The sequence below is a fragment of the Promicromonospora sp. NPDC057488 genome (assembly GCF_042802395.1).
In the GTDB taxonomy this organism is placed as follows: Bacteria; Actinomycetota; Actinomycetes; order Actinomycetales; family Cellulomonadaceae; genus Promicromonospora.
In genome coordinates this window covers 23,106-45,764 of the sequence record NZ_JBHVEG010000033.1, presented here as the reverse complement: position 1 = coordinate 45,764, position 22,659 = coordinate 23,106, and the positions used below count along the sequence as shown (strand labels likewise).

Annotated in this window: 23 protein-coding genes; 8 read left to right on the top strand and 15 right to left on the bottom strand. The window is 73.5% G+C overall.

Annotated features, from left to right (window positions below; translation table 11 throughout):
• Nucleotides 1-82: 82 nt before the first annotated feature.
• The 3 genes from ACFU5G_RS09655 to ACFU5G_RS09645 are packed head-to-tail and all read right to left on the bottom strand — an operon-like array spanning nucleotide 83 to nucleotide 3,260.
• Complete coding sequence (locus ACFU5G_RS09655) at nucleotides 83-1,051, bottom strand: ABC transporter permease subunit (protein ID WP_377243072.1); 969 nt, start codon at nucleotides 1,049-1,051, stop codon at nucleotides 83-85.
• A complete protein-coding gene (locus ACFU5G_RS09650; RefSeq protein ID WP_377243070.1) occupies nucleotides 1,048-2,127 on the bottom strand; it encodes an ABC transporter ATP-binding protein in 1,080 nt (359 codons plus the stop codon). The genes ACFU5G_RS09655 and ACFU5G_RS09650 overlap by 4 nt, the downstream gene beginning before the upstream one ends.
• Nucleotides 2,124-3,260, bottom strand: coding sequence for an outer membrane lipoprotein carrier protein LolA (locus ACFU5G_RS09645; RefSeq protein ID WP_377243068.1), 1,137 nt, complete (start codon nucleotides 3,258-3,260; stop codon nucleotides 2,124-2,126). The genes ACFU5G_RS09650 and ACFU5G_RS09645 overlap by 4 nt, the downstream gene beginning before the upstream one ends.
• A 219-nt stretch (nucleotides 3,261-3,479) precedes the next feature.
• On the opposite strand from ACFU5G_RS09645, the gene ACFU5G_RS09640 reads away from it, so the two are divergent.
• The 4 genes from ACFU5G_RS09640 (at nucleotide 3,480) to ACFU5G_RS09625 (ending at nucleotide 7,762) form a co-directional block, all read left to right on the top strand.
• Nucleotides 3,480-4,166, top strand: coding sequence for a response regulator transcription factor (locus ACFU5G_RS09640; protein WP_377243066.1), 687 nt, complete (start codon nucleotides 3,480-3,482; stop codon nucleotides 4,164-4,166).
• A gap of 53 nt (nucleotides 4,167-4,219) precedes the next feature.
• Nucleotides 4,220-5,530: a sensor histidine kinase gene (locus ACFU5G_RS09635; RefSeq protein WP_377243064.1), complete on the top strand. Its 1,311-nt coding sequence runs from the start codon at nucleotides 4,220-4,222 to the stop codon at nucleotides 5,528-5,530.
• 145 nt (nucleotides 5,531-5,675) lie between these two features.
• A complete protein-coding gene (locus ACFU5G_RS09630) occupies nucleotides 5,676-6,422 on the top strand; it encodes a sulfite exporter TauE/SafE family protein (RefSeq protein WP_377243062.1) in 747 nt (248 codons plus the stop codon).
• A gap of 113 nt (nucleotides 6,423-6,535) precedes the next feature.
• A complete protein-coding gene (locus ACFU5G_RS09625) occupies nucleotides 6,536-7,762 on the top strand; it encodes a hypothetical protein (protein ID WP_377243060.1) in 1,227 nt (408 codons plus the stop codon).
• Nucleotides 7,763-7,809: 47 nt separating this feature from the next.
• Here the strand turns inward: ACFU5G_RS09625 and ACFU5G_RS09620 are convergent, their stop codons facing one another.
• Nucleotides 7,810-8,913 (bottom strand): hypothetical protein, encoded by a 1,104-nt coding sequence (locus ACFU5G_RS09620; protein ID WP_377243058.1) that lies wholly within the window; start codon nucleotides 8,911-8,913, stop codon nucleotides 7,810-7,812.
• A gap of 128 nt (nucleotides 8,914-9,041) precedes the next feature.
• Here ACFU5G_RS09620 and ACFU5G_RS09615 point away from each other — a divergent pair, with 128 nt between their 5' ends.
• Nucleotides 9,042-9,692 (top strand): TetR/AcrR family transcriptional regulator C-terminal domain-containing protein, encoded by a 651-nt coding sequence (locus tag ACFU5G_RS09615; protein WP_377243056.1) that lies wholly within the window; start codon nucleotides 9,042-9,044, stop codon nucleotides 9,690-9,692.
• 71 nt (nucleotides 9,693-9,763) lie between these two features.
• Here the strand turns inward: ACFU5G_RS09615 and ACFU5G_RS09610 are convergent, their stop codons facing one another.
• Together ACFU5G_RS09610 and ACFU5G_RS09605 are read right to left on the bottom strand one after the other, a co-directional pair.
• Complete coding sequence (locus ACFU5G_RS09610) at nucleotides 9,764-10,483, bottom strand: DUF3592 domain-containing protein (protein ID WP_377243054.1); 720 nt, start codon at nucleotides 10,481-10,483, stop codon at nucleotides 9,764-9,766.
• Nucleotides 10,484-10,600: 117 nt separating this feature from the next.
• A complete protein-coding gene (locus ACFU5G_RS09605; RefSeq protein ID WP_377243052.1) occupies nucleotides 10,601-10,945 on the bottom strand; it encodes a hypothetical protein in 345 nt (114 codons plus the stop codon).
• A 114-nt stretch (nucleotides 10,946-11,059) separates the two neighbouring features.
• On the opposite strand from ACFU5G_RS09605, the gene ACFU5G_RS09600 reads away from it, so the two are divergent.
• On the top strand, nucleotides 11,060-11,503 hold the full coding sequence (locus ACFU5G_RS09600) for a hypothetical protein (RefSeq protein WP_377243050.1): 444 nt from the start codon (nucleotides 11,060-11,062) through the stop codon (nucleotides 11,501-11,503).
• A gap of 17 nt (nucleotides 11,504-11,520) precedes the next feature.
• Here the strand turns inward: ACFU5G_RS09600 and ACFU5G_RS09595 are convergent, their stop codons facing one another.
• The 4 genes from ACFU5G_RS09595 to ACFU5G_RS09580 all read right to left on the bottom strand — a co-directional run bounded on the left by ACFU5G_RS09595 (nucleotide 11,521) and on the right by ACFU5G_RS09580 (nucleotide 14,824).
• Complete coding sequence (locus ACFU5G_RS09595; protein WP_377243048.1) at nucleotides 11,521-12,387, bottom strand: aminoglycoside phosphotransferase family protein; 867 nt, start codon at nucleotides 12,385-12,387, stop codon at nucleotides 11,521-11,523.
• Nucleotides 12,388-12,419: 32 nt separating this feature from the next.
• Nucleotides 12,420-13,631, bottom strand: a complete 1,212-nt coding sequence (locus ACFU5G_RS09590) for an NUDIX domain-containing protein (RefSeq protein ID WP_377243046.1) — start codon at nucleotides 13,629-13,631, stop codon at nucleotides 12,420-12,422.
• Nucleotides 13,632-13,707: 76 nt separating this feature from the next.
• Nucleotides 13,708-14,382, bottom strand: a complete 675-nt coding sequence (locus tag ACFU5G_RS09585) for a chloramphenicol phosphotransferase (RefSeq protein WP_377243044.1) — start codon at nucleotides 14,380-14,382, stop codon at nucleotides 13,708-13,710.
• Between the two features lies 1 nt (nucleotide 14,383).
• On the bottom strand, nucleotides 14,384-14,824 hold the full coding sequence (locus tag ACFU5G_RS09580) for a hypothetical protein (RefSeq protein WP_377243042.1): 441 nt from the start codon (nucleotides 14,822-14,824) through the stop codon (nucleotides 14,384-14,386).
• Between the two features lie 198 nt (nucleotides 14,825-15,022).
• On the opposite strand from ACFU5G_RS09580, the gene ACFU5G_RS09575 reads away from it, so the two are divergent.
• Nucleotides 15,023-16,420 carry a glycoside hydrolase domain-containing protein gene (locus ACFU5G_RS09575; RefSeq protein ID WP_377243040.1) on the top strand — a complete coding sequence of 466 codons (1,398 nt, stop codon included), beginning with the start codon at nucleotides 15,023-15,025 and terminating at the stop codon, nucleotides 16,418-16,420.
• A gap of 68 nt (nucleotides 16,421-16,488) precedes the next feature.
• Here ACFU5G_RS09575 and ACFU5G_RS09570 read toward each other — a convergent pair whose 3' ends face one another.
• Nucleotides 16,489-16,848, bottom strand: coding sequence for a VOC family protein (locus tag ACFU5G_RS09570; protein ID WP_377243038.1), 360 nt, complete (start codon nucleotides 16,846-16,848; stop codon nucleotides 16,489-16,491).
• 118 nt (nucleotides 16,849-16,966) lie between these two features.
• Nucleotides 16,967-18,397 (bottom strand): FAD-dependent oxidoreductase, encoded by a 1,431-nt coding sequence (locus ACFU5G_RS09565; protein WP_377243036.1) that lies wholly within the window; start codon nucleotides 18,395-18,397, stop codon nucleotides 16,967-16,969.
• Between the two features lie 85 nt (nucleotides 18,398-18,482).
• On the opposite strand from ACFU5G_RS09565, the gene ACFU5G_RS09560 reads away from it, so the two are divergent.
• Entirely contained in the window at nucleotides 18,483-20,078 is a 1,596-nt protein-coding gene (locus ACFU5G_RS09560; protein WP_377243074.1) for an SLC13 family permease, read from the top strand.
• Between the two features lie 24 nt (nucleotides 20,079-20,102).
• On the opposite strand, the gene ACFU5G_RS09555 is transcribed toward ACFU5G_RS09560, so the two are convergent.
• The 3 genes from ACFU5G_RS09555 to rnhA all read right to left on the bottom strand — a co-directional run bounded on the left by ACFU5G_RS09555 (nucleotide 20,103) and on the right by rnhA (nucleotide 22,584).
• On the bottom strand, nucleotides 20,103-20,393 hold the full coding sequence (locus tag ACFU5G_RS09555; RefSeq protein WP_377243034.1) for a hypothetical protein: 291 nt from the start codon (nucleotides 20,391-20,393) through the stop codon (nucleotides 20,103-20,105).
• Between the two features lie 203 nt (nucleotides 20,394-20,596).
• Complete coding sequence (lpdA, locus tag ACFU5G_RS09550) at nucleotides 20,597-22,000, bottom strand: dihydrolipoyl dehydrogenase (RefSeq protein ID WP_377243032.1); 1,404 nt, start codon at nucleotides 21,998-22,000, stop codon at nucleotides 20,597-20,599.
• Nucleotides 22,001-22,110: 110 nt separating this feature from the next.
• Nucleotides 22,111-22,584 (bottom strand): ribonuclease HI, encoded by a 474-nt coding sequence (rnhA, locus tag ACFU5G_RS09545; protein ID WP_377243030.1) that lies wholly within the window; start codon nucleotides 22,582-22,584, stop codon nucleotides 22,111-22,113.
• Between the last annotated feature and the right edge of the window lie 75 nt (nucleotides 22,585-22,659).

The following is a 22,659-nucleotide window of genomic DNA, read 5'->3' as shown; positions in this document are numbered from 1 at the left end:
CCTCCCGTACGGGAGGCGCGCGGCGGCGTCTCGCTTTTCGCGGTCACCTTGCTCTCTCAGCCCGCTCTCTCAGCCCGCTCTCTCAGCCGTCCCGGGTGGTGAGGCGGGCGTAGGCCAGGGACATGCCGATCACGAGGTAGCAGAGCGACCGGAACGCGCCCTCGGCCAGGCCGTCGAACGCCAGCGGGTCCCGGATCAGGTCGGCCAGGCTCGCCAGCGACGTCGGCAGCAGGTACGGGTGCAGCCAGTCCAGCGCCGAGATCTGCAGCAGCACCCCGGACACGATCAGGCCGCCCAGCACGCTCACCACCACGAGCATGGGGTGCTCGGTCGACGCCGAGATCGCGAGCGCCACCGCCCCGACCGCCATCAGGTAGACCGTGGCCCAGGCGACGGCGATCGCGAGCCGCCACAGCACGTCCGCGACCGAGAGCTGGGTGCCCGACATCGACACCAGGCCGTCGGTCCCGGACAGGACGAGCCCGGTGACCAGCCCGGACGTGGCGACCAGCGTGGCCGCGACCAGCGCGACGACGAGCACGCCCACGGCCTTGACCAGCAGCAGCCGGCCCCGGGCGACGGGGGCGAGCAGCCAGCCGCGCAGCGCGCCGGTGGACTGCTCGCCGGCCAGCGCGTCGCCGCTCGCCATGGCGACGGTGAGCGGCAGCAGGAGCATCAGCAGCGTCATCAGCGAGCCCAGCGGCAGCACGAAGGCGCTGCTGGCCATGGTCACGAAGATGGGCGGCCCCTCGCCGGGGCCGCTCCCGCCCGGGCCCGGGCCGACGGCCGGGTCGGGTGCCGCCGCACCGTCGAACGTCAGGTCGACGGCGATGCCGGTGATCACCGGCAGCACGGTGAGCAGCGCGAGCACGACCAGGGTCCGCGGCCGCCGGAAGACCCAGCGCAGCTCCGAGCGCAGCAGGCGGCCGAGCGGCGCGCGGCGGCGGGCGGGCAGGACGCCGTCGGCGTCGAGGCCGGGGCTCGCGGCGACGTCAGGGGTGGCGTGAGGGGCGGCGTGCGGTCCGGCGGCCGGGGACTGCGGGGCGGTCATCGGTCGGCCCCCGATCCGGCGCCGACGTCGTGGGTGAGCCGCGCGAAGACCTCCTCCAGCCCGGTGCGCTCCCGCCGGGCCTCGTCCACGCCGACGCCCGCGCCCACCAGGACCTCGATCACCGTGGCCGGCGGCGTCGTCGCGAGGTCCACGCGGACGCCGTCCGGGGCGAGCCGGGCGGGGATGCGGCGGTCCCGCAGCACGTCGACGGCCCGCTCGCCGTCGGGCGTGGAGACGAGCAGCGCCGGGCTGCCGGACTCCAGCAAATCGTCCAGCGCGCCCTGCGCGACGACGACGCCCTCGTTGAGCACCACCACGTGGGTGCACGTCGCCTCGACCTCGGCCAGGAGGTGCGAGGAGACGAGCACCGTCACGCCGCCGGCGTGCAGCTCCGCGATGATCCGGCGGATCTCCTGCGTGCCGGCCGGGTCGAGGCCGTTCGTCGGCTCGTCGAGCACCACCAGCCGACGCGGCACCAGCAGCGCCGAGGCGAGCCCCAGGCGCTGCTTCATGCCGAGCGAGTAGGCGCGGTACTTGCGCCGGGCGGCGTCCGTGAGGCCGACGCGCTCCAGCGCGGCCGACACGGCTCCGTCCATTGCCTTGCCGGACAGCCCCCGGCCGGACAGGAAGGGCTCAGCGGCCGCGAACCGCAGCAGGTTCTCGCGGCCCGACAGGAACGGGTGGAACCCCGGGCTCTCCACCAGGGCGCCGACGTGCGGGAGCACCCGGTCGGCCGCCCCCGGCACGGGCGCCCCGAGCAGCTCGATCTCGCCCTCGGTCGGCTGCACGAGCCCGAGCAGCATCCGGATCGTCGTCGTCTTGCCGGAGCCGTTCGGGCCCAGCATCCCGACCACGGCGCCCTCCGGCACCTCCAGGTCGACGCCGTCCACGGCGACCGTGCCGCGGTAGACCTTGCGCAGCCCGCGCGTGCGGGCGGCGAGGGCGGGGCGGGAGGCGGGGCGGGCGTCCGCGCCGACGGCGACACCCGCCGGGCCGCTGCGGGAGTCGGTGCCGGTGTCAGCGCCGGTGTCAGCGCCGGTGACCAGCGGCGCCGGCTCGGCGCCGCCTGCGGTCACTGCTGGTCCAGGGCGTCGACGAGAACCTGCTGGGGCACCGCGCCGGCCGCGACCCGGCCGTCGTCGGTCACGATCGCGCCGCCGACAGCGATCTGCACGTGGGTCCCGGTGCCGAACTCGCCGGACACCGGCTGCCCGATCTGCTCCAGCGCCCCGGTGAGGTCCTGATCGCCGCCTGCGAACGCGCCGGGCAGGTCGCCGGACGCTCCGTCGGACATCCCGCCGGGCATCTTCGGCAGGTCGGTCGGGAGCTCGGCGATCACCACGGTGTCCCAGCCGTCGCCGACCGTCGTCCTGCCCTGCTCGGTCATGTGGTCGGCAGCCCCGTCCTTCCCGGCGCTGTCCTTCCCGGCCCGGTGCCCAGCCGCGTCGCCCACGTCGGTGGTCTCGACCTTCGTGCCCTGCGGCGGCGTGAAGTCGAACAGTGCCGGGTCCTGCGCGCCGAGGTCGAGCTCGACGAAACCGAGCGAGAGCACGGGCTCGGACCTGCCGTTGGCGTACACGTCGAACGCGAGCGGCATGCGGGTCTGCTCGTCGATCGCGACGGTGACCTCACGCAGCAGCGTCTTCTCCGTCGGCTTGGGCGTCAGCACCAGCTCGTACGCGGCGCGGCCGGCGACGCGCGCCGTCCCGTCCACCGTGATCTCGCTCGTCGGCCGGAGCTGCTCGATGATCTGGGCCGCGGCCCGGGCGGGGTCCGCCAGCTGGGCCTCGGCGTGCTTCCGGGCGGCCGCGGCGTCGGCGTCGTCCCAGGTGAGGTGCTCCGCCGTGCGCTCCTGCGAGTCGTAGGCCCAGGCCTCGTCGGGGTTCTTCACGAACGTCACCTCGGACGTCGGCTTCTCGACCTGGACCCGGGCGCTCTCCTGGCCGTCGTGGAACACCCGCGCCGACTCGAAGTCGAGGTCCTCCGTGCCCGGCAGGGCGGGCAGGCCGAGCTCGTTGCTCACCTCGGCCTCGCCGGAGAACGCCTGCGGCTCGGCCGCCAGGGCCGATTCGACCAGGGCCTCCGGTTCGATCGCGGGGAGCACCGGATCGTCGTCCGCGCCCGCGGGCAGGGTGGTCAGCGCCAGGCCCGCGAGCCCCACGGCGATACCCGACCCCGCGGCGACCAGCGCCTTCGTCCTCGGCCTCATGTCAGCTCCTTCGCTCCCGTGGACCGCACCCGGCCCCTTCATGCGTGACGTCGTGCGTGACGTCGTGCCTGACTTCTTCCTGACTTCTGCCTGGCTTCTTCCACCATGCGCCCTCGCTGCTGAGACCGCGCTGAGAGCTGTACGGAACAGCCTGGCGGCCGGGCCGACACAGCCCGGCGGCACACCCGCTGGAGCCGGCCGTGCGGCATGCTGGCAGGCATGAGGCCGCAGATCCTCGTGGTGGACGACGAACCCGGCGTGCGCAAGGCGCTGGACCGCGGCCTGCGCGCGGAGGGCATGGACGTCACCCTCGCCGCCGACGGGCCGACGGCGCTGGGCCTGGCCCGCACCGGGTCGTTCGACGCGATCCTGCTGGACATCATGATCCCCGGGCTGTCCGGGTACCGCGTGCTGCAGGAGCTGCGCGCCGCCGGGATCACCACGCCCGTGCTGTTCGTCTCGGCCAAGGACGGCGAGATCGACCAGGCCGACGGCCTGGACCTCGGTGCCGACGGCTACCTGGTCAAGCCCTTCTCGTTCGTGGTGCTGCTCGCCCAGCTGCGCGCCCTGCTGCGCCGGACGGCGGCGGGCGCCGTCCGGACCCGCATCCTGATCGGGCCGCTGACGGTCGACCGCGCCTCACGCACCGTGCGGTACGACGACGTCGGCATCCCGCTGAGCCCGCGCGAGTACAACCTGCTGGAGGCGCTGGCCTCGCGGCCGGGCACCGTGTGGACCAAGCAGGAGCTGCTGACCGAGGTCTGGGGCGACGAGCAGGCCGCGACCCGGAACGTCGTCGAGGTGTATGTGGGCTACCTGCGCCGCAAGCTGGCCGCCGTCGGCGCCGGGGACCTGGTGCGGACCGTCCGGGGGCACGGGTACCAGCTCGGGGACGCGCGCCGGTGAGCGCGCCACCGAGCGTGCAGGGAGGCGGACGGGCCGGCGGACGCTGGTCCGGGGTGTCTCTGCGCCTGCGGATCACCCTGCTCGCCACGGCCGTCACGCTGGCCTGCCTGCTGGGCCTGGCGACGGCGGCCGGCCGGGGCCTCGGCCCCGTCCTGACGGACGCCGTGGACGACGAGCTGCACGTGGCGCTGACCACGGCGGCCGGCGACGTCGCGGCAGGCCGGACGCCGGACTCCCCCGACGGGCTGGCGGTGCGCGTGCTGGACACCGCCGGGGACGTCGTCGAGGACACCGCCGGGGCAGCCCCGGCGCCCGTCCTGACGCGGGACCAGGTGCGCGCCCTGAAGGCCGGCACCCCCGTCACCGCGGGCGGCGCGCAGCCGGTGCGCTGGCACGGCGTGGTCACCACCGCGCCCGACGGCAGCCAGCGCCTCGTCGTCGCGGGCACGGGGCTGGTGGGGCAGGCCGCCGCGAAGGCGTCGGGCGGCCGGTGGCTGCTGGTGACCGCGCTGGTCGGTTCACTGGTGGCCGGGGTCGCGATCTGGTTCGCCGTCGGCTCGGCGCTGGCGCCGGTCGCCCGCATGCGGGAGTCGGTGCGCCGGCTCGCGCCCGGCGCCCGCGTGGCGGTGCCCGGCGGGGCGGCGCGCGAGCTGCACGCCCTGGCCGACGACTTCAACGTGCTGCTGGACCGCCAGGACGCCACCGCCGAGCGGCTGCGCCGGTTCACGGGCGATGCCGCGCACGAGCTGCGCTCCCCCGTCGCGTCGATCCGCGTGCAGTCCGAGGTCGCCGTCGCCAGCCCCGACCCGCAGCTCTCGCAGGAGGTGCACGCCGACGTCCTGGCCGACGCCGAGCGGCTGTCCGCGCTGCTCGACGGCCTGCTGGCATTGGCCCGGTCGGACGCCGGCGAGCTGCCGCCCGCGGAGTCGATCGACCTGGTCGACGAGGTGCGGTCGGCGGTGGCGCGGGCCGGCAGCGGTCCCGTGCCGATCGTGGTCAATGCCCTGACCGACCGGGCCTGGGCCGCCGCGGCGCACACCGAGACCGAGCTGGTGCTCGACAACCTGCTGCGCAACGCCGCCCGGTACACCCGCACGCGGGTGGTGGTGACGGTCCTCGCGCAGCGGTCCACGGTGCGCGTGCTGGTCGACGACGACGGGCCCGGCGTGCCCCCGGAGCACCGCGCCAAGGTGTTCGACCGGTTCTACCGGGTGTCGGACGACCGCGCCCGGACCTCTGGCGGCGCCGGGCTCGGGCTGGCGCTGGTCGCCGAGCTGGTCCGGCGCCGGGGCGGCGAGGTCGCCGTCGGCGAGTCGCCCGACGGTGGGGCCCGGTTCACGGTCGTCTGGCCCCGGGCGCGGTGAGCCGGCTGAGGTAAGCCGGTCGGGGTGAACCGGCTCGGGTGAACCGGCTCGGGTGAACCGGCTCGGGTGAACCAGTCGGCGCGAGCCGGCCGAGGGTGATATTCCTCGCACCGGAACCGCCCCTGATCAGGGTTAGCGTGACGGGGTGGAGACGACGGCCCTGATCGCAGCGTGCGTGGCCGTCGTCCTCGGAGCCGGGCTGCAGCGCATCGCCGGGATGGGCGTCGGCATGGTGGCCGCGCCGGTGCTGACCGTGTTCCTGGGCGCCTCGGTGGGCGTGCTGCTCAGCAACGTCGCCGCGATCGTCACGGCCCTGCTCATCCTGCGCGCGCTGCGCGACGGCGTGGACTGGCGGCGCGTCGTCACGATCCTGCCGCTGATGCTGGTGGGCTCGGTGCTCGGCGCGCTCACGGTCCGCGAGGCCGACCCCGCGTGGCTCGACGTGATCGTGGGCGGGTCGGTGCTGCTCGCGCTGGGCGCCTCGGCGATCCTGCGGCGCCGCGTGCGCATCCAGGGCCGCTCGGTGGCCGTCGCCACGGGGCTGGCGGCGGGGTTCATGAACACCACCTCGGGCGTCGCCGCACCCGCCTGGACCGCGTACGCGCTGGCCACCCGCTGGGACCACCGGTCGTTCGCGGCGACGATGCAGCCGCTGCTCGTGGTCATGAACGCCATGTCGGTGGCGACCAAGCTGGGCTTCGGCGCCATCCCGTCCGGCTTCGCACCCGCGTGGTGGGTCTGGCCGGTGCTGCTGGCGGCGGTGCTGGCCGGCGTGGCCGTCGGAAACATCTTCGCCCTGCGGATCTCGACCCGGGCGGCGTCCCGGACGGCCCTCACGGTGGCGACGGCGGGCGCCGTGACGGCGCTGGCCCGGGGCCTCCTCACCCTCTGACGGCGCCCTGCCCGAGGGTTCCGCGCCCGCACGTGTCAGACGTACAGATCCCCCGGGTGACCTGTGCGTCTGACACGTGCGGGAGTGTCAGTGGTGTCCGGAATACTGACCGCGTGATCCGAATCGTCCGCTCCCTCGCCGTGGGGTTCGCCCTCGCGTGCATCCTGCTGATCGGCCTCCGGCTCGACCACGGCGCCCCGGGCTGGTGGCTGCCCGTGGCCCTGGTCGTGAGCACCCTCGCGGTCGCGCTGACGTCCGTGGCGACCGTGCTCCTGGGGATCGGCGGGACCAACGCTCTGCGCACCACGCCGTCGGTCGACGTCGTGGTCACCGCCGAGCGCGAGGGGCGGTTGCACCTGGCCAAGGTGCTGGACATCTCCTCGACGGGCACCGAGATCAACGACGACCCCGTGGCCGAGCTGCGGCTTGCCGTCGACACCCGGACCCGCGCGAGGTACACGACCACCACGCGCGCGCTGATCGACCGGACGCGGCTGCCGCAGTTCCAGCCGGGCGCCGTCGTCGTGGTGCTGCAGGAGAAGACGGACGCCCCCGGCGTGGCCCTGCTCCAGTCGCCGCCGCAGTCCTGGCGGGAGAAGGCCGCGCAGGCCGACTCGGTCGCCCGGATGGACGAGCCGCCCGAGTGGGCCGCGCCCGTGCCCACCGGCCGGGACGCGCGCGGCCTCGTGAAGATCCCGGCCGCCGTGCTCGCCCTGCTGGTGCTCGTCGGGTTCGCCGCCCGGCTCTACCCCGTGCGCGAGGATATCACCGCGGTACTCACCGGCACCCCGCTCCTGGAGGTCTCCGCGGCCCAGGAACGGCGCGTCGATCGGGAGGCAAGCACCCTGGACCCGGCGCGCGCCCAGGAGGTGGTCGACGCGTTCGTCGCCGCTGCCGGGCACAGCGAGCTCACCGCCGTCGGCCTGGGCAGCACGACCGCCACCGCGACCGTGCCCACGGCCCCCGGCTCGGACAACACGGACGACCTCTGGTGGGCGCACGGCGACATCACCCGCCACGAGCCGTCGTCCATCCAGCCGAGCGACACCGACCTGCCGCTGCGGACGTTCGACGCCGCCGACGTGGACTGGGCCGCGCTCCAGGAGCTGGCCGACCGGCTGCCGCAGCAGGCGGGCTTCGAGCCGGAGGACCTGGTCACGGTGCAGGTCCGGGTGCCGTCGGCCACGTTCGACGACGCCGGCCTGCCCTACGAGATCACCGTCTGGGGCTCCGGCCCCTACGACGACGCCTCGGTGACCTACGACCCCGACGGCGAGGTCGTCGACATGTACGGCGGGGCGAAGGGCTCCGAGATCGCGACGTGGGACGCCGAGCACTGACGGCGACGGGGCTGGTCAGCGGCGTGGCTGGTCAGCAGCAGGGCTGGTCAGCGGCGCAGCCGCCGGTCGACGAGCAGCAGCCCCACGACGGTCAGCGCGATGATCACCACGAGGCCGACCCGGTCCACGGTGGTGTGCGCCATGATCACCAGCCCGCCCACCGAGTGGGCCACGAGCGCCCCACCGATGAGAGCGAGCGTGTGCCGCGGCGTCCAGGCCGGGGAGGACGCCGTCCGGGTCAGGTAGCGGTAGCAGGCCACGACGCCGATCACGGTCACCGCCATCGGGACCAGCACCATCAGGCCCTCTGTGAAGGCCGGCTGCCGGGCCCCGAACACGGGGAACGAGAGCCCGAAGAAGACCAGGGTCGCCAGGGCGGACGCCACGGCGAGGAGGCCGAGGGACGGGACCGCCGCTGTGCCGGGCTGGTCCGGCGGGACGGGCTGGTCCGGCGGGACGGCCGGGCCTGACGAGGCGGGGCGCGGGGCCGGCACGACGAACAGGGCGACGACCCCGAGCACGAGCACCAGCACCACCACGCCGAGCACGAACGCGGTCGGCGCCTGGTAGCCGGGGTCCTCCGAGAGCGTCACCGTGCGGAGCAGTCCCACGCCGAGCACCGCGACGACGGCGGCGACGACCGTCCCCGGCACGCCGAGGTAGGGCCGGCCGCGGTGCGCGGGGAAGAGCAGGTTCGTCAGCGCGATCGGGATGCAGACCGTGAACACGGCGTGGTAGATCGCGTTCGCCTCGAAGTACGGCAGGTTGACGCCGAGCACGCGGGCGCCCCACGACGCGGCGTCGTACAGGTGCGGGCTGGTCAGCGCCTGCAGGCCGATCCCGTCCTCGACGAGCTCGTAGGCCAGGGCGAGCAGCAGGATGCTCGGCCAGCCGCGACCGCGCCGCGCGACCAGCTCGCGGATCAGCAGCACCCCCGCGCCGTAGACCGGCATCCAGAGCAGCACGAGCCACGCCATCCGGACCGGTGTCGACCCCAGGGCGAGCTCGGCGATCAGCGGGGTGAGCACCACGAGCGTCCAGGCGGCGCCGCGGTGCCGCACCGGCCGCCGTCCGGGCGCCTCCTCGGGCCGCTCAGGCCGCTCGGGCACCTCGTCCAGCCCGGCCCGTGCCGTAGTCCGCTCGTCGGTCATCGCCGCTCCCCTTGTCGTGCCCGTGTCGCGCTCTTGTCAGGCCGGTGTCATGCCGATGTCCCACCCGGTCACTGAACTTATCACCGATAAATTATCACTGATAAGGAACCTCTGGCTAGAGTCGGGCCATGCCACGCACCCGCCCCGGACTCGACCGCCCGACGATCGTCGCCGCGGCCATCGAGACGCTGGACGAGCGCGGCCTCGACGGGCTGTCCAGCCACAACGTGGCGCGCCGGCTCGGCGTGCAGCAGCCCGCGCTTTACCACCACTTCCGCAACAAGGCCGAGCTGCTGAACGCCGTCGCGGCCGAGGTGCTCGACCGCAGGCACACCGACCGGCTGCCCGGACCCGACGAGAGCTGGGACGCGTTCCTGCTGCGCAACGCCCGCAGCCTGCGCCGCGCCATGCTCTCCGTGCGCGACGGCGCCCGCCTGATCGCCTCGACCGGACCCCGGGCCCCGAACCTCGCCAACTCGGTCGCCCAGGTCGCCCACCTGGAGGCGCAGGGGTTCAGCGGGCCGGACGCCGTCCTGGCGTTCATCGCCGTCTCCCGGTACACGATCGGGGCGACCCTGGAGGAGCAGACGACGCCCAGCGGGCAGCCGATCCTGGCCGACGCCGACGACGACACCGACGACGCCGATGACACCGGAGCCGTCGAGGGCGCCGACCGGCTCGCGCGGGCCGTCCAGGCCGTCGCCGAGCTGGGCCCCGAGCACGAGTTCGAGGCCGGGCTCACCGCCCTCGTACGCGGCCTGGCGCCGCGGGACGCCTGAGCCCAGGTCGCCAGGCGTCTGACGGCCGGCGCGGTCGCTCCGGCGCCGCGATCCGGACGCCGGGAACGCGGTCAGACCGTGAGCTCGTCCGTCCCGCGCGCCGGCTCGGGCTCCGCCGGCGGTTCGACGAGTGCCCGGGCGGGCTTGTCGGCGTCGTACCGGAGGCCCACCTGATCGCCGACGGCGTGCGCGGCGCCCCAGGTGATCTCGGTGAGCGTCTGCTCGCCCGCGAACGGGTGCCGCCAGCGGACCGTCGTCGCCGTGCGGGGCCGGCCGTTGTAGACCACCTTGCCCGCCGGCCGGACCTCGGTGACCGTACCCGTGGCGCGCTCGCCGGTCCGGGCCAGCCGCGCGCGGGCGGACTTCCGGACCCAGACGCGCAGCACCGGGATGCCCGCGCCCGCGAGCGCCAGGGCGACCAGCCCGAAGATGGTCTCGAGCCAGTACCCGTAGCTCGCGTCGAGGCGCGCTTCGCCCGGGTCGGCGGGGTCGTACAGGACCGTGACCGCCTGGCCGACGTCGTACCGGGGCGGGTTGGTGCCGGTGCGGTCGGTGAGCTCGTACTCCCGGCCACTCACGTCGTACGCCACGACCGCGTGGTACGTGTAGCGCGCGGAGCCGTTGTCGCTGCTGCTGTACTGCTCGTCGAGCCCGATGACGACGCCGTCGGCCGGGCGTGCATCGGCCAGGAAGCTCGCGGTGCGCACCGCGAGGAAGCCCGCGACCGTGCCGAACACCGCCGCCATGAGCAGCAGTCCGACGGCGACGAGGAGCAGGGCGCGAGATCTCATCCGGGCATCGAACCACGGGCCGTCGGCGCGTGCGAAGCAAAGTGCGAGGCGGCGTGCGAGGCCGGGCGCCCAGCTGTGTGACCGGCCGTGCGCCCGGCCGGCGTGCAGGGACCGGGGCTAGACGTCGAGCCGGCTGCGGACCAGCGCCACGACCTTGCCCACGTTGACCGCCCAGCCGACGCCGAAGACGCGCGGCCCGATCACGTGCTCGGCCTCGGGGTCCCAGAGCCGCTCCTTGGCGCGCTCGAGCGTGGGGAACCGGAAGTCGTACGGCACCACGGCCGCCACCTTGCCGTTCCACGTGCGCTCTTCCTCCGGGAGGCGCAGCTCCTTGACGACCGCGGCGACCGCCAGGCCGATGGTCACGAGGGTGACGAGCCGCTTCAGGCCGCCTCCGCGGTGCTTGTCCTGGCCGCTGCCCGACTTGCTGGAGCCCACGACGTCCTCCGGTCCTCGCGGCACCGCCCCTGATCGCGGTGCCTGTCGCCACCATCCTGGGCCACCGTGCGGGAGGTCGCGAACGCAGCCGGGACGGGTTTGGCGGGGTGTCAGAGGTGGATGGCATGCTCGGTGCCCATGGGCTTGATCACCGACTACTTCATCGCCGGCTCCGACACCGAGGCGGCGCGGTTCCTCGACGGCGGCGTCTACGGCGCCGGGCTCGACCAGGACGACCTGCAGGAGGCCAAGGGCATCGACCCCTTCGTCATGCTCGGCACCCTCGAGGCGGCACTGACCGAGCTGCCGTACGCCGAGATCTCCGGGGACCGGACGTCGCCGGTGGGTATGGGCGACAGCGGTGAGTCCGGCATCGTGCGGGTGCGCGGCACGCTCACCACCGCCCTCGCCGACCTGGCCCCGGGCCGCGTACCCGACGTCGCCGCGACCTGGGGCAGCACCGAGGAGTTCGGGCCGGACGCGGACAAGGAGGAGGTCGCGGAACTTCTGCGCGGCATGTCGGGGCTCGCGCGGCGCGCGGTGGTGCAGGGGCGGGAGATGTACTGCTGGTTCTCCGTGTGATCAGCGCAGCGTCGTCATCACCGCAGCGCGTCGAGCAGGCGGGCGCACCGCGGTGGGTCCTGCGTGAGGCCGTGCTCCAGGCCCCACAGCCGGTAGTCGGTGATCCGCCAGACCGCCCACGCCCGGGCCAGGCCGGCGTCGAGCCCGGCGGCGTCGACCAGCACGTCGAACCAGCGCGGGATCTCCCGGTCGGACATCTCGTCGACCCGGTGCCAGAGCACGTTCACCGCCGTCCGCTCCGCGTCGCCGCGCCGCAGCACCGGGTCGACGACGCACCACCGGCCGTCGCCGTCCCGCAGCACCTGGTCGAAGTGCAGGTCGGCGTTCACGGCGACCGGGTCCCGGTCACCGGCGAGGATCACGGCCGCGGCGTCCGCCGCGCGGTCGAGGACTCCCCCGTCGAACGGCCGGCCCAGGCGGTCCCATACGGGTCGCTGCAGCGGGGTCAGCGTCGCGACGTCGTCCGTCGTGTGCCCGACGCCGGCCGCGACGTCGTCGCCCGCCGGGACAGCGAGGCGGCGCGCGATCCGGCCGATCTCGGGGATCGCGACGGCAAGGGGCTCACCGGTGAGGGCGCGGTCCGGGTCGAGCCGGTCCAGCAGGAGCGCACCGGCCGCGGGGTCGGCGTCGAGCTCCGCCACGACGCCGTGGCCGCGCCAGAACTCCAGCGCCGTCGAGAGCGCCGCGACGTCGTCGGCCGGGGGCGCCAGGCGCAGCGCGGCGGGCCGTCCGGCGCGGCGGACGGGGACGACCAGGGCGTTCGACCCGTGCCGGGGCGACCCGTCGACCGTGAGGCACCAACGCGCGCACCAGGAGTCCACGAGGCGCGGGAGGTCGGTCAGCCACCGCTGCTCCGCCGTCGTGGCGGTCCACCAGCGCGGCATCGCGAGGAACGACGCGGGGACCTCGATCGCGCTCAGGAGTCCTCCGCCACGGTGTCCTCTGCCTCGGTATCCTCTGCCTCCGCGAGCAGCGCGTGCCGGTTGGTCCGGACGAACGCCTTGAGCGCGGCGGGCACCAGGTCGAGGCCGGCCAGCGCGGCGTCGTCGCGCAGGTCCACACGCTCCACCTCGTAGGTGCCCCGGGTCGGTTCCTCGAACTCCGGGCCGGACCGCAGCGCCAGGTCCAGCGACGCCAGGCGCGCCAGGAAGTAGTGGTGCACCGCGACGCCCGCGTCCTTGGGCTGGGAGGTCAGGAACACCTGCCGGACGACGTCCGCCGTGGCGCCCAGCTCCTCCAGCAGCTCGCGGTGCAGGCCGGCCTCGACCGAGGCGTCCTCCGGCTCGACGCGGCCGCCGGGCGTCACCCAGTACGGCGCGCGGCCGCGGACGGTGCGCTTGATGAGCACCAGCCGGCCCGCGTCGTCGAGCAGGACCGCGCGCGCCGACCGGCTCACGACCGCCGGCGGGATGGTCCGGGTCGCGTGGATCTCGTCCACCACGGGCGCCTGGCGCAGGTATCCCTCGAACAGCGGGCCGCCGGCGGCGTCGAGGGTGGCCCGCGCGACGTCGACCATGGCCTGGTCGTCGTGCCGCGCCGCCACCCAGCGGGCCGCGTAACCGAGGTCCCAGGTGCGCAGCTCGCGCAGCAGCCACTTTCCGCCGCCGTCCCACCGCCCGGCCGCCGCCAGGGCGAGGTGCCCCACCCGCTCCCAGAGCACGGAGCGCACCACGTCGGCCTCGCCGCCGTCGCGCGCGTAGGCGAGGTCGTCCAGCAGGTCGGTCACGACGTACCGGGCGTCCTCCAGCGCGGCGTCGGACGCCGGACCGGGCCCGGCGTCGAGCAGCGCGGCGCACTCGGCCTGCAGGTCGTCGACGGCGCCGGCGGGCCCGGCCACGAGCACGCCCGTGGCGATCATCCGCGCCAGCGTGGGCTTGCGCCGCGCCGTCTCCGTGGTGATGAACCAGCGGTGCCCGGCCTCGGTGTTCACGAACAGCTCGACGGGCCAGCCGCGCCAGCGCAGCGCGTCCCGGTGCCCGACGGCGTCGTCCGGCAGGCACACGACGATGTCGAGGTCCGAACCCGCGGTCCGGGAACCCGGGTCGAGGACGCTGCCGGCGAGCAGCGCCCACCGGGCCTCGGGGTAACGGTCGGCCACCAGGGCAGCAGCGTCAGCTCGCGGGTCCACGCCCGTCATCCTTGCGCACGGCGCGCGGCCGGAACACCCGTTTTCGTGAAGTAGGACGGCGGTACGCCAGGAGCGATCAGGCGCCCACGGACTGACCGGTCTCGATCGCGGGGTAGAACTCCACCAGCCAGTCCCAGAGCACGTCCGCCACCTGCGTGGCGTCCCGCCCGGTGGTCTCGATGACCAGGTCGGGGTCCGGCGACTGCGGCGGCTGGCGGTTGTGGAACAGCGAGAGCCCCACCGGGTGCTCGTGGCGGCGCTGCCGGTCCTCGAGGTCGCCGTCGGCCGTCCGGAGCTCGACGATCGCCACGGCCGCCGCGCCGTCCCGGGCCAGCTCGGCGAGCCGCGACTCGAGGTCCCGGTTGGCCTCCGGCTCGAACGCCTGCCCGTCCACGATCACGCCCTGGCCGGCGCGCAGCATCGCCACGACGGCGACGTTCATCGCGCCGAGCATCCGCATGCCGTCCGCGCCCGTGCGGATGCGGCGCACGCCCTCCCGGCCGCCGGCCCCGACGCCATCGGGCTCGACGTCCGCGAGCTCGACGGACTCGTAGCGAAAGCCCAGGTCGGAGTGTCGCGCACCCGGCAGCCCGCCGCCCCAGTGGTCGGGGATCATGCGGAACAGCTCGTCGACGCCGAACCGCAGCAGGGGCCGCTCCGCGCGGTCCTGGATCGCCGTCGTCAGGGTCGACTTGCCCGCGGCCGAGGGTCCGTTGATGACGACGCACAGGGGCGGCACGGTCTGGCCCATGTCAGCCCACCACCGTCCGACGCCGGACGCGGGTCAGGATGCTCCTGGTCGCGAGCTTGTGGAAGCCCGAGTCGATCACGAGCAGCCGGTACACCGCCCCGAGCACCCCGGGGAAGGTCGCGTCGGTGTGTGCCTCGAGCCGCGTGCCGCCGTCGTCGGGCAGCAGGGCGAACGTGAGCGTGTAGACCGAGAACCGGTGGACGCCGTCGAGCACGAGCCGGGCCGGCGGGTCCGCCGCCATGACGCGGAAGCCGGGCACCACCGAGCCCGCCGTCAGCGGGCGCGGGCCCAGGTGCCGCTGGTCGCGGCAGCCGATCAGGCGGACGTAGAAGGCCGGGCGCCCGAGCACCTCGACCTGGTCCAGGACGGCCTGCCAGACCGCGTCGGGTGGGGCGTCGATCAGCATCGAGCGCACGTCGCGGTACCGCCGGGGTCCGACCATGCCCGGACCCTACCCGTCCCCGTATCCGTCTCCGTACCCGTTTCCGGAGCCCGCACGCACCCGTGCCCGGAGCCCGGTCCGCACCCGGAGAACGGCCCCGCCACCTCACCCGGCATCCGGGACCAAAGTCCCTGACGCACTACCCCGGGCGGACGGAAACTGCCTGGTAGGCGACTGGATCGTCCACGGAGGTACGCCATGTCCGCCATGCAGCAGAACAGCAGTGGGCAGCACAACAGCAGAGGGCGGCGCCTCGACAGAAGGCACGGCACCGGCAGCAGGCAGCACATCGGCCGAGGACTGGCCGCCGCCGTCGGCGCCCTCGCGGTTCTGGTCGCGGGCCTCGCCCTCCCGGCCGCCGCCGAGCCGGAGACGCCGGTGCTCTACACCTCGGGCTCGACGGCGACGCGGGCCAACGGCCTGGGGTTCGACACCTGCACCGCGCCCTCGCTCGCGGCGCTGAACGCCTGGCGGGGCACATCGCCGTACGACGTGGTGAACATCTACTTCGGCGGCATCAACCGTGGCTGCGCCCAGCCGAACCTCACCCCGACCTGGGTGCGCGGGGCCGTCGCGGCAGGCTGGAAGCTGCTGCCCACCTATTTCGGGTACCAGCCGAGCTGCATGTTCGGCAGCAAGCCGAACCGCTACACCTCCGACAACGCCACCGCCCGCGGCGGCTCGGACGGCGCCGACGCCGTGGCGCAGGCCAAGGCCCTCGGCCTGCGGTCCGGGAGCGGCCTCTACGCGGACGTCGAGCACTACGACCGGACCGACGCGTCCTGCAGGACGGCGGTGCGCAAGTACGTCGCGGCGTGGACCAAGGCCCTGCACCGCTCGGGGTACCTGGCCGGCGTCTACGTGCACCAGGACTCGGGGCTGCGGGACCTCTCCGACTCCTACGACTCGAGCACCTACGCCCGGCCCGACGCCGTCTGGATGGCCCGCTGGGACGGCAACAGCTCGCTCACGGGCTGGCCGACCGCGCCGGACTCGCAGTGGTCGTACTACCAGCGCGCGAAGCAGTACGAGGGCGACCACAACGAGACCTGGGGCGGGGTGACGATCAACATCGACTCCGACAACGTCCGGGCGCCGGTCGCCACGGTCGCTCGGAACTACTCCGTCACCAGCTCGACGTCGCTGAACGCACGCAGCGGGCCGGCGGCGTCCTACCCCGTCGTGACCACCTACGCGCCGGGCGCGACGCTGTCCGTGGTGTGCCAGGGCTCCGGGCAGCAGGTCGGCTCGACCGCGGTGTGGGACCGGCTGACCAACGGCGCCTGGGTGAGCGACCGCTTCGTCTCGACCCCGTCGAGCACCGGGTTCACGTCGGTGCTGCCGCGGTGCGCCTACCCCGGTCAGGTGACCGTGGGCATGCTCACCGCGCGCACCGGTCCCGGCACCTCCTACCCGGCCGCGGGCAGCCCGCTGCCCCGGGGGGCCCTGGCATACGTGACGTGCCAGAAGGTAGGAACCCTGATCCGGACGAGCAGGGTGTGGAACCAGCTCCGCAACGGGACCTGGGTCAGCGACTACTACGTGTCGAACCGGTCGAGCACGACCTGGAGCGCCCCGGTGCCCCGCTGCCCGTGACCTGCTGCCCGTGACCCGCTGCCCGTGACCTGCTGCCCGTGACCTGCTGCCCGTGACCTGCCGGTCGCCTACTGCGAGTTGCCGCCGAACCCGATCTCGTTGCCCTCGGGGTCGCGGTAGATCATCTTGCGCACGCCGCCCTCGAAGGTCTCGTGGTCGTCCGGCTCGAGGCCACGACCAGCGATCTGACCGACCCTGAGGTCGAGGTCGTCCACGAACACCGTGTGCGTCGCGAGTCCCGCGCGCTCGGGGCGCTGTTCCACGACGATCCAGCGGTGCGGGGCGATCTCCCACAACGCCTCGGTCGGCGTCGCCTTGAAGGAGGGCGGGCTGCCCAGCAGCGTCTCCCACCAGGGGTAGGCGGTCGCGTAGTCGCGGACGCACGCGACCGCGAAGAGCTCGGGTCCGTCGGAGAGAAATTCGCTCATGGCAGGACGGACGCCGCACCGGGGCCGAACTCATCGGTGGCGGCTCGGCTCGGCGTGGTTCGGCTCGGCTCGGCGTGGTTCGGCTCGACTCGGCCTGGCTCAGCGTGGCTCGGGACCGTCAGGCCGGGCGGAGGTTCGCGAACAGGTCGTTGAACGCCTCGGTCATGGACGGGTGCGTGTAGATCTCGTCGCGCATCTCGCTCGCGGTGACGCCGTGCCGCATGGCGAGCGCGACCGTGTTGATCGTCTCGTGGGCGTCGTGGCTGAGCATCGTGACCCCGAGGATCTCGTCGGTCTCGGCGTCGACGACGGCCTTCATGACGCCGCGCGGGTCGTGCACGATCCGCGCCCGGGGCACGGTCGCCATGTCCGCGACCTTGCGCGTCGCGACCTTGAGCGGCCGCCCCGTCGCGCGGGCCTCCGCCTCGGTGAGGCCGACCCGCGCCAGGGGCGGGGTCATGAAGAGCGCCGAGGCGACGGCCCGGCGGTCCGTGGTGGTGCGGCGGCCCTCGCCCGTCAGGTGGTCGAGCACGACGCGGTAGTCGTCGAGCGAGACGTAGGTGTACTGCGGCCCGCCGTTGACGTCGCCGATCGCGTAGACGTGCGGCTGGGTGGTCCGCAGGTGCTCGTCGACGACGACGGCGCCGCGCTCGTCGGTCTTGATCCCGGCGGCGCCGAGGCCGAGGCCGGCGGTGTGCGGGCGACGGCCCAGCGCGGCGAGGACCGTGTCGCCCCGCGCCGTCTGCGGGTCGCCGGCCCGGTCCGTCCAGGTGACGACCGCGGCGCCGTCGACGTCCTCGATACCGGTCACGGTGGCGCCGGTCCGGATCGTGACGCCGGCGGTCGTGAGGATCTCGGTGGCGGTGGCCACGACGTCGTCGTCCTCGGCGCGCAGGATGCGCGGCCCGCGGGCCAGGAGGGTGACGCGCGCGCCGAAGGCGGCGTGCATGGCGGCGAACTCGACGGCGACGTAGCCGCCCCCGAGGACGACGAGCTCGTCGGGCCGTTCGGTGCGGGCGAGCAGCTGGGTGCTGGTGACCACGCGCGCGCTCTCGCGCAGACCCGGTACCGGCGGGAGCTCGGGGTCGGCGCCGGTGTTGACGACGACGGTCCGCGCGGTGACCCGCAGGGTGTCGTCGCCGGCCGTGACGACCAGGGTGTGGGGGTCGGCGAACGTCGCGGTGCCGGTGATCACCGTGACGGTGTCCAGCGTGTCGAGCATCGCGAAGTTCTTGCCGCGCAGCAGCGTGGTGAGGGCGCCGGTGCGCTCCGCGGCGCGGCGGTATCGGTCCGGCCCGGGGAGGCCGTCCGCGCCACTCTCGGCGTCGTGCACGAGGGCCTTGGTGGGCACGCAGCCGATGTTGATGCACGTACCGCCGTACATCCGGTCGGACTGCTCGATCATCGCGACGCGGGCGCCGCGGCGCGCCATGGTGGCCGCGAGGGTCTTGCCGCCCTTGCCGAAGCCGACGACCGCGAGGTCGACGGCGAGGTCGCGATCACGGTCGACGGGCAGGCTGGTCGTCGGCTCGTCAGCGAGGTCGGTCATGCGTCGATCCTGCCGGGTGGCGCCGGCCCTCACCAGCGCGCGATGGGTGAACCGGCCGGATGCGACGATGGGGCCCGTGGAGCTCATGATCGACCCCCTGGTCGCGACGTTCGTGATCCTGGCGCTGGCCGTGCTCGGTTTCGCGACCAACCGGGTGCCGCTCGTGATCGTGGCCCTGTTCGTCCCGGTCGCGTTGTGGGCCACGGGCGTCCTCCCGCTGGGCGAGGCGTTGGCCGGGTTCAGCGATCCGATCGTCCTGTTCATCGCCACGCTGTTCGTGCTCAGCGCGGCCCTGGAGACCACCGGGATCACGGCCTGGATCGGGGCACAGCTCGAGAAGTGCTCGTCGTTCGGCCGCACCGGGCTGTTGGCGACGATGGTCGGCGGCACCGCGCTCCTCGCGGCGGTCATCAGCATCAACGGGGCGGTCGCGGCGCTCCTGCCCGTCGCCGTCGTCGCCGCCGCGCGGGCCGGCATCGTGCCCTCGCGGATGCTGATCCCCCTGGCGTTCGCCGCCAGCGCGGGGTCTTTGCTGACGCTCACCGGCACCCCGGTGAACGTCATCGTCTCCGAGGTCGCCGCGGAAGCCGGCGGCCGGGAGTTCGGCTACTTCGAGTTCGCGCTGGTGGGCCTGCCGCTCGTCCTGGTCACGATGGTCCTCGTCGTGACCGTCGGCCAGCGTCTCCTGCCGGAGCGTGTCCCGGAGCGCCTGGCCGACGTCGCCGCCGACCCGCGCGAACGCGTGCGCTCGTGGCAGGAGAGCTACGCCGAGGAGCTCGACGCGACCAACCTCTTCACCGGCACCACCGGCGTCGTCGAGGTGCTCATCGCGCCGCGCTCGACCCTGATCGGACGTCGCGTCAGCCCCGGGATGACCACGCGGGACGAGAACCTCGTCGTGGTCGCGCTGCGCCGCGGCAGCGACTCGCCGGGCGGTTCCGACGCCTCCGCCTCGTCCGGGGCTCTGCCCTTGCAGGCCGGCGACTCCGTGCTGGTCCGCGGACCGTGGGAGGCGCTGCACCGCTACACCCGGTCACCGGACGTCATCGCTGTCGAGGCGTCGCAGAGCCTGCAGCGGAGCGTGCCGCTCGGCGTCGGCTGGAAGCGGTGCCTCGGCGTGCTGGTCGCGACGATCGGGCTCCTGGCCACCGGCGCCGTCCCGCCGGTGATCGTCGGGCTGCTGGCCGCGGCGGCCCTCGTGCTGCTGCGCGTGATCACCGTTCCCCAGGGCCTGCGCGCGATCTCCTGGGACACGGTGATCCTCATCGGCGCGCTCATCCCGCTGTCGGCGGCGTTCGTCTCGTCGGGCGCGGCCGAGGAGATCGCCGGGCTCGTGATGCGCCTGACCGGGAGCGGCTCCCCCTACCTCGCGCTCCTGGCGGTGTGCGCGCTGACGCTCGTGCTCGGACAGTTCATCTCGAACGTCGCCACCGTGCTCGTCATGGCACCGGTCGCGGTGTCCTTCGCCCAGACGCTCGGCGTGAGCGTGCAGCCGTTCATGATGGCCCTCGCGGTGGTCGGGGCGGCCGCGTTCCTCACCCCGATCGCGACGCCCGTCAACCTGATGGTGCTGCAGCCCGGGGGCTACCGGTTCGGGGACTTCTGGCGGCTGGGGCTGCCGCTGGCGCTCGTGTTCCTCGCGGCGGCGGTGCTGTACGTGCCGCTGATCTGGCCGTTCTGACCGGGCTGAACCCGAACCGGCGCGCTACTGCAGCCGGCCCTCGCCCTCCGGCGAGTACCGCCAGGCCCACTTCTGGTCGTCGGACTCCGCCAGCGGCAGGTGCAGCGTGCGCAGCGCCGGCGAGTGGACGTTGCCCATCATGCCGCCCAGGCAGTACCGGCCGCCGTCGACCGGGTCACCAACCGCCGTCCAGTAGTGCCAGCCCGATGCCGCCTGCTCCAGCGTCACCGGCTCGCGGCAGAACACGCAGAACTTCTTCGTTCCCACCGCGGGCATCGGGGCGTAGAGACCCGACAGCGGGTTTCCGGCGTTCATGAACAGTAATCATCCCCGACGATCGACCGCAGGCGCACATCACCGGCGCACTGCGCGACGTCCGTTATCGAACCGGGACACGGACGGGGCCGACGCCGTCGGGGTACACGAGAAACGGCGACCGACGCCGCACCACGTCGTAGGACGAAAGTGCAGGTCAGCCGCCGCTTCCAGGATCGTCTCAGGACGAACCGGTCAGACGATCAGAAGTTGATCATGTGCCCGGCGATGCCGTGGATCGACTCCTGCAGCGCCTCCGACAGCGTCGGGTGGGTGTGCACGTTGCGCGCCATCTCGTCGGCCGTGAGGTCCCACTTCTGCGCGAGCGTCAGCTCGGGCAGCAGCTCCGACACGTCCGGGCCGATCATGTGGGCGCCGAGGATCTCGTTGTACTTGGCGTCGGCGACCAGCTTGACGAAGCCGGTCGGGTCGCCCAGGCCGTGCGCCTTGCCGTTGGCCATGAACGGGAACGAGGCGACCTTCACGTCGTAGCCCTCGTCCTTGGCCTGCTGCTCGGTGAGGCCGAACGACGCGATCTGCGGGGAGCAGAAGGTCGCGCGCGGCATGTTGCGGTAGTCGCCCAGGGTCTGGGTCTCGGCCCCGGCGATGGTCTCGGCGGCGACGACGCCCTGCGCCTCGGCCACGTGCGCCAGCATGAGCTTGGCGGTGACGTCACCGATGGCGTAGATGTGCGGCACGTTGGTGCGCATGTAGTCGTCGATGCCGATGGCGCCGCGGTCGGTGAGCTGCACGCCGGCGCTCTCCAGGCCGATGCCCTTGACGTTCGGCGCGAAGCCGACGGCCATGAGGACCTTGTCCACCACGAGCTCGCCCGGCTTGTCGTCCTTGACGCCCTTGTAGGAGACGGTGACGGACGAGCCGTCGTCCTTCACGGTCTGCACGGCCGTCGAGGTCAGGACCTTGATGCCGATCTTCTTGTACTGCTTGGCGATCTCCTTGGAGACGTCCGCGTCCTCGTTCGGCAGCGCACGGTCGAGGAACTCGACGATCGTGACGTCCACGCCGTAGTTCTTCAGGACGTAGGCGAACTCCATGCCGATGGCGCCGGCGCCGACGATGGCGATCGACTTCGGCAGGTCGCGCGTGAGGATCTGCTTCTCGTACGTGACCACGTTCTCGGACAGCTCGACGCCGGGCAGCAGGCGCACCTCGGAGCCGGTCGCGATGATCGCGTTGTCGAAGGTCACGGTCTCGGTGCCGCCCTTGTTGAGGGCCACCTCGATGGTGTTCGCGTCGCGGAAGGTGCCGCGGCCGTCGAGCTCGGTGATCTTGTTCTTCTTCATGAGGAAGTGCACGCCCTTGACGCGGCCGTCCGCGACCGTGCGCGAACGGTCCCAGGCCTTCCCGAAGTCGAACGTGACGTCCCCGGACATGCCGAAGAAGTCCTTCTGGTGGGTGAAGATGTGGGCCAGCTCGGCGTTGCGGAGCAGAGCCTTGGAGGGGATGCAGCCCACGTTGAGGCAGACACCACCCCAGTACTTCTCCTCGATGATCGCAACGGACTTGCCGAGCTGGGCAGCGCGGATAGCGGCGACGTAGCCGCCGGGGCCCGCACCGAGGAGTACGACGTCGTAGTGGGAAGCCATGGGTCAAGGGTATTGGTGCGCGCGAATCGTGGTGACGTGACTTCTGTCTCGTTGGGCGGACGTGCCGCCCGACGTGCCAGGAGTTGCCCAGGACTTGCCCAGAACGTGCGTCAGCGCACGCTGTCGACACCCTTGTTCGCGAGGGCGTCGGCCCGCTCGTTGCCCGGGTCGCCGGCGTGGCCCTTCACCCAGACCCAGCTCACCTCGTGCTTGCCGACCTCCGCGTCGAGCGCCTGCCACAGGTCGACGTTCTTGACGGGCTGCTTGCTCGCGGTCTTCCAGCCGTTGCGCTTCCAGCCGTGGATCCAGGTCTTCATCCCGTTCATCACGTACGTCGAGTCGACGTGCAGCGTGACGACGGTCGGGCCCTTGAGCGCCTTCAGCGCCTCGACGACGGCGGTCAGCTCCATGCGGTTGTTCGTGGTGACCGGGTCCCCGCCGAACAGCTCCTTCTCGTGCGTCCCGGAACGCAGCAGCGCGCCCCATCCGCCAAGGCCAGGGTTGCCCTTGCAGGCTCCGTCGGTCCAGATCTCCGCCGTCGGGCGCGTCGTGCTCGTGCTGCTCGTGCTGGTCACGGGGCTCACCCTAACCGCCCGCCCGGGGTGCGCACCCGGCTGTGCGCTCGGCTGTCCGGGCCGAGTGTCAGTGGTCCGGCATAG

What these genes read in the sequence shown, in the direction of transcription:
- ACFU5G_RS09655 (WP_377243072.1), bottom strand. Translation starts at nt 1,051, where the DNA reads ATGACCGCCCCGCAGTCCCCGGCCGCCGGACCGCACGCCGCCCCTCAC.
- ACFU5G_RS09645 (WP_377243068.1), bottom strand. Translation starts at nt 3,260, where the DNA reads ATGAGGCCGAGGACGAAGGCGCTGGTCGCCGCGGGGTCGGGTATCGCC.
- ACFU5G_RS09640 (WP_377243066.1), top strand. Translation starts at nt 3,480, where the DNA reads ATGAGGCCGCAGATCCTCGTGGTGGACGACGAACCCGGCGTGCGCAAG.
- ACFU5G_RS09620 (WP_377243058.1), bottom strand. Translation starts at nt 8,913, where the DNA reads ATGACCGACGAGCGGACTACGGCACGGGCCGGGCTGGACGAGGTGCCC.
- ACFU5G_RS09615 (WP_377243056.1), top strand. Translation starts at nt 9,042, where the DNA reads ATGCCACGCACCCGCCCCGGACTCGACCGCCCGACGATCGTCGCCGCG.
- ACFU5G_RS09610 (WP_377243054.1), bottom strand. Translation starts at nt 10,483, where the DNA reads ATGAGATCTCGCGCCCTGCTCCTCGTCGCCGTCGGACTGCTGCTCATG.
- ACFU5G_RS09600 (WP_377243050.1), top strand. Translation starts at nt 11,060, where the DNA reads ATGGGCTTGATCACCGACTACTTCATCGCCGGCTCCGACACCGAGGCG.
- ACFU5G_RS09595 (WP_377243048.1), bottom strand. Translation starts at nt 12,387, where the DNA reads ATGCCGCGCTGGTGGACCGCCACGACGGCGGAGCAGCGGTGGCTGACC.
- ACFU5G_RS09585 (WP_377243044.1), bottom strand. Translation starts at nt 14,382, where the DNA reads ATGGGCCAGACCGTGCCGCCCCTGTGCGTCGTCATCAACGGACCCTCG.
- ACFU5G_RS09580 (WP_377243042.1), bottom strand. Translation starts at nt 14,824, where the DNA reads ATGGTCGGACCCCGGCGGTACCGCGACGTGCGCTCGATGCTGATCGAC.
- ACFU5G_RS09575 (WP_377243040.1), top strand. Translation starts at nt 15,023, where the DNA reads ATGTCCGCCATGCAGCAGAACAGCAGTGGGCAGCACAACAGCAGAGGG.
- ACFU5G_RS09570 (WP_377243038.1), bottom strand. Translation starts at nt 16,848, where the DNA reads ATGAGCGAATTTCTCTCCGACGGACCCGAGCTCTTCGCGGTCGCGTGC.
- ACFU5G_RS09565 (WP_377243036.1), bottom strand. Translation starts at nt 18,397, where the DNA reads ATGACCGACCTCGCTGACGAGCCGACGACCAGCCTGCCCGTCGACCGT.
- ACFU5G_RS09560 (WP_377243074.1), top strand. Translation starts at nt 18,483, where the DNA reads ATGATCGACCCCCTGGTCGCGACGTTCGTGATCCTGGCGCTGGCCGTG.
- ACFU5G_RS09555 (WP_377243034.1), bottom strand. Translation starts at nt 20,393, where the DNA reads ATGAACGCCGGAAACCCGCTGTCGGGTCTCTACGCCCCGATGCCCGCG.
- lpdA (WP_377243032.1), bottom strand. Translation starts at nt 22,000, where the DNA reads ATGGCTTCCCACTACGACGTCGTACTCCTCGGTGCGGGCCCCGGCGGC.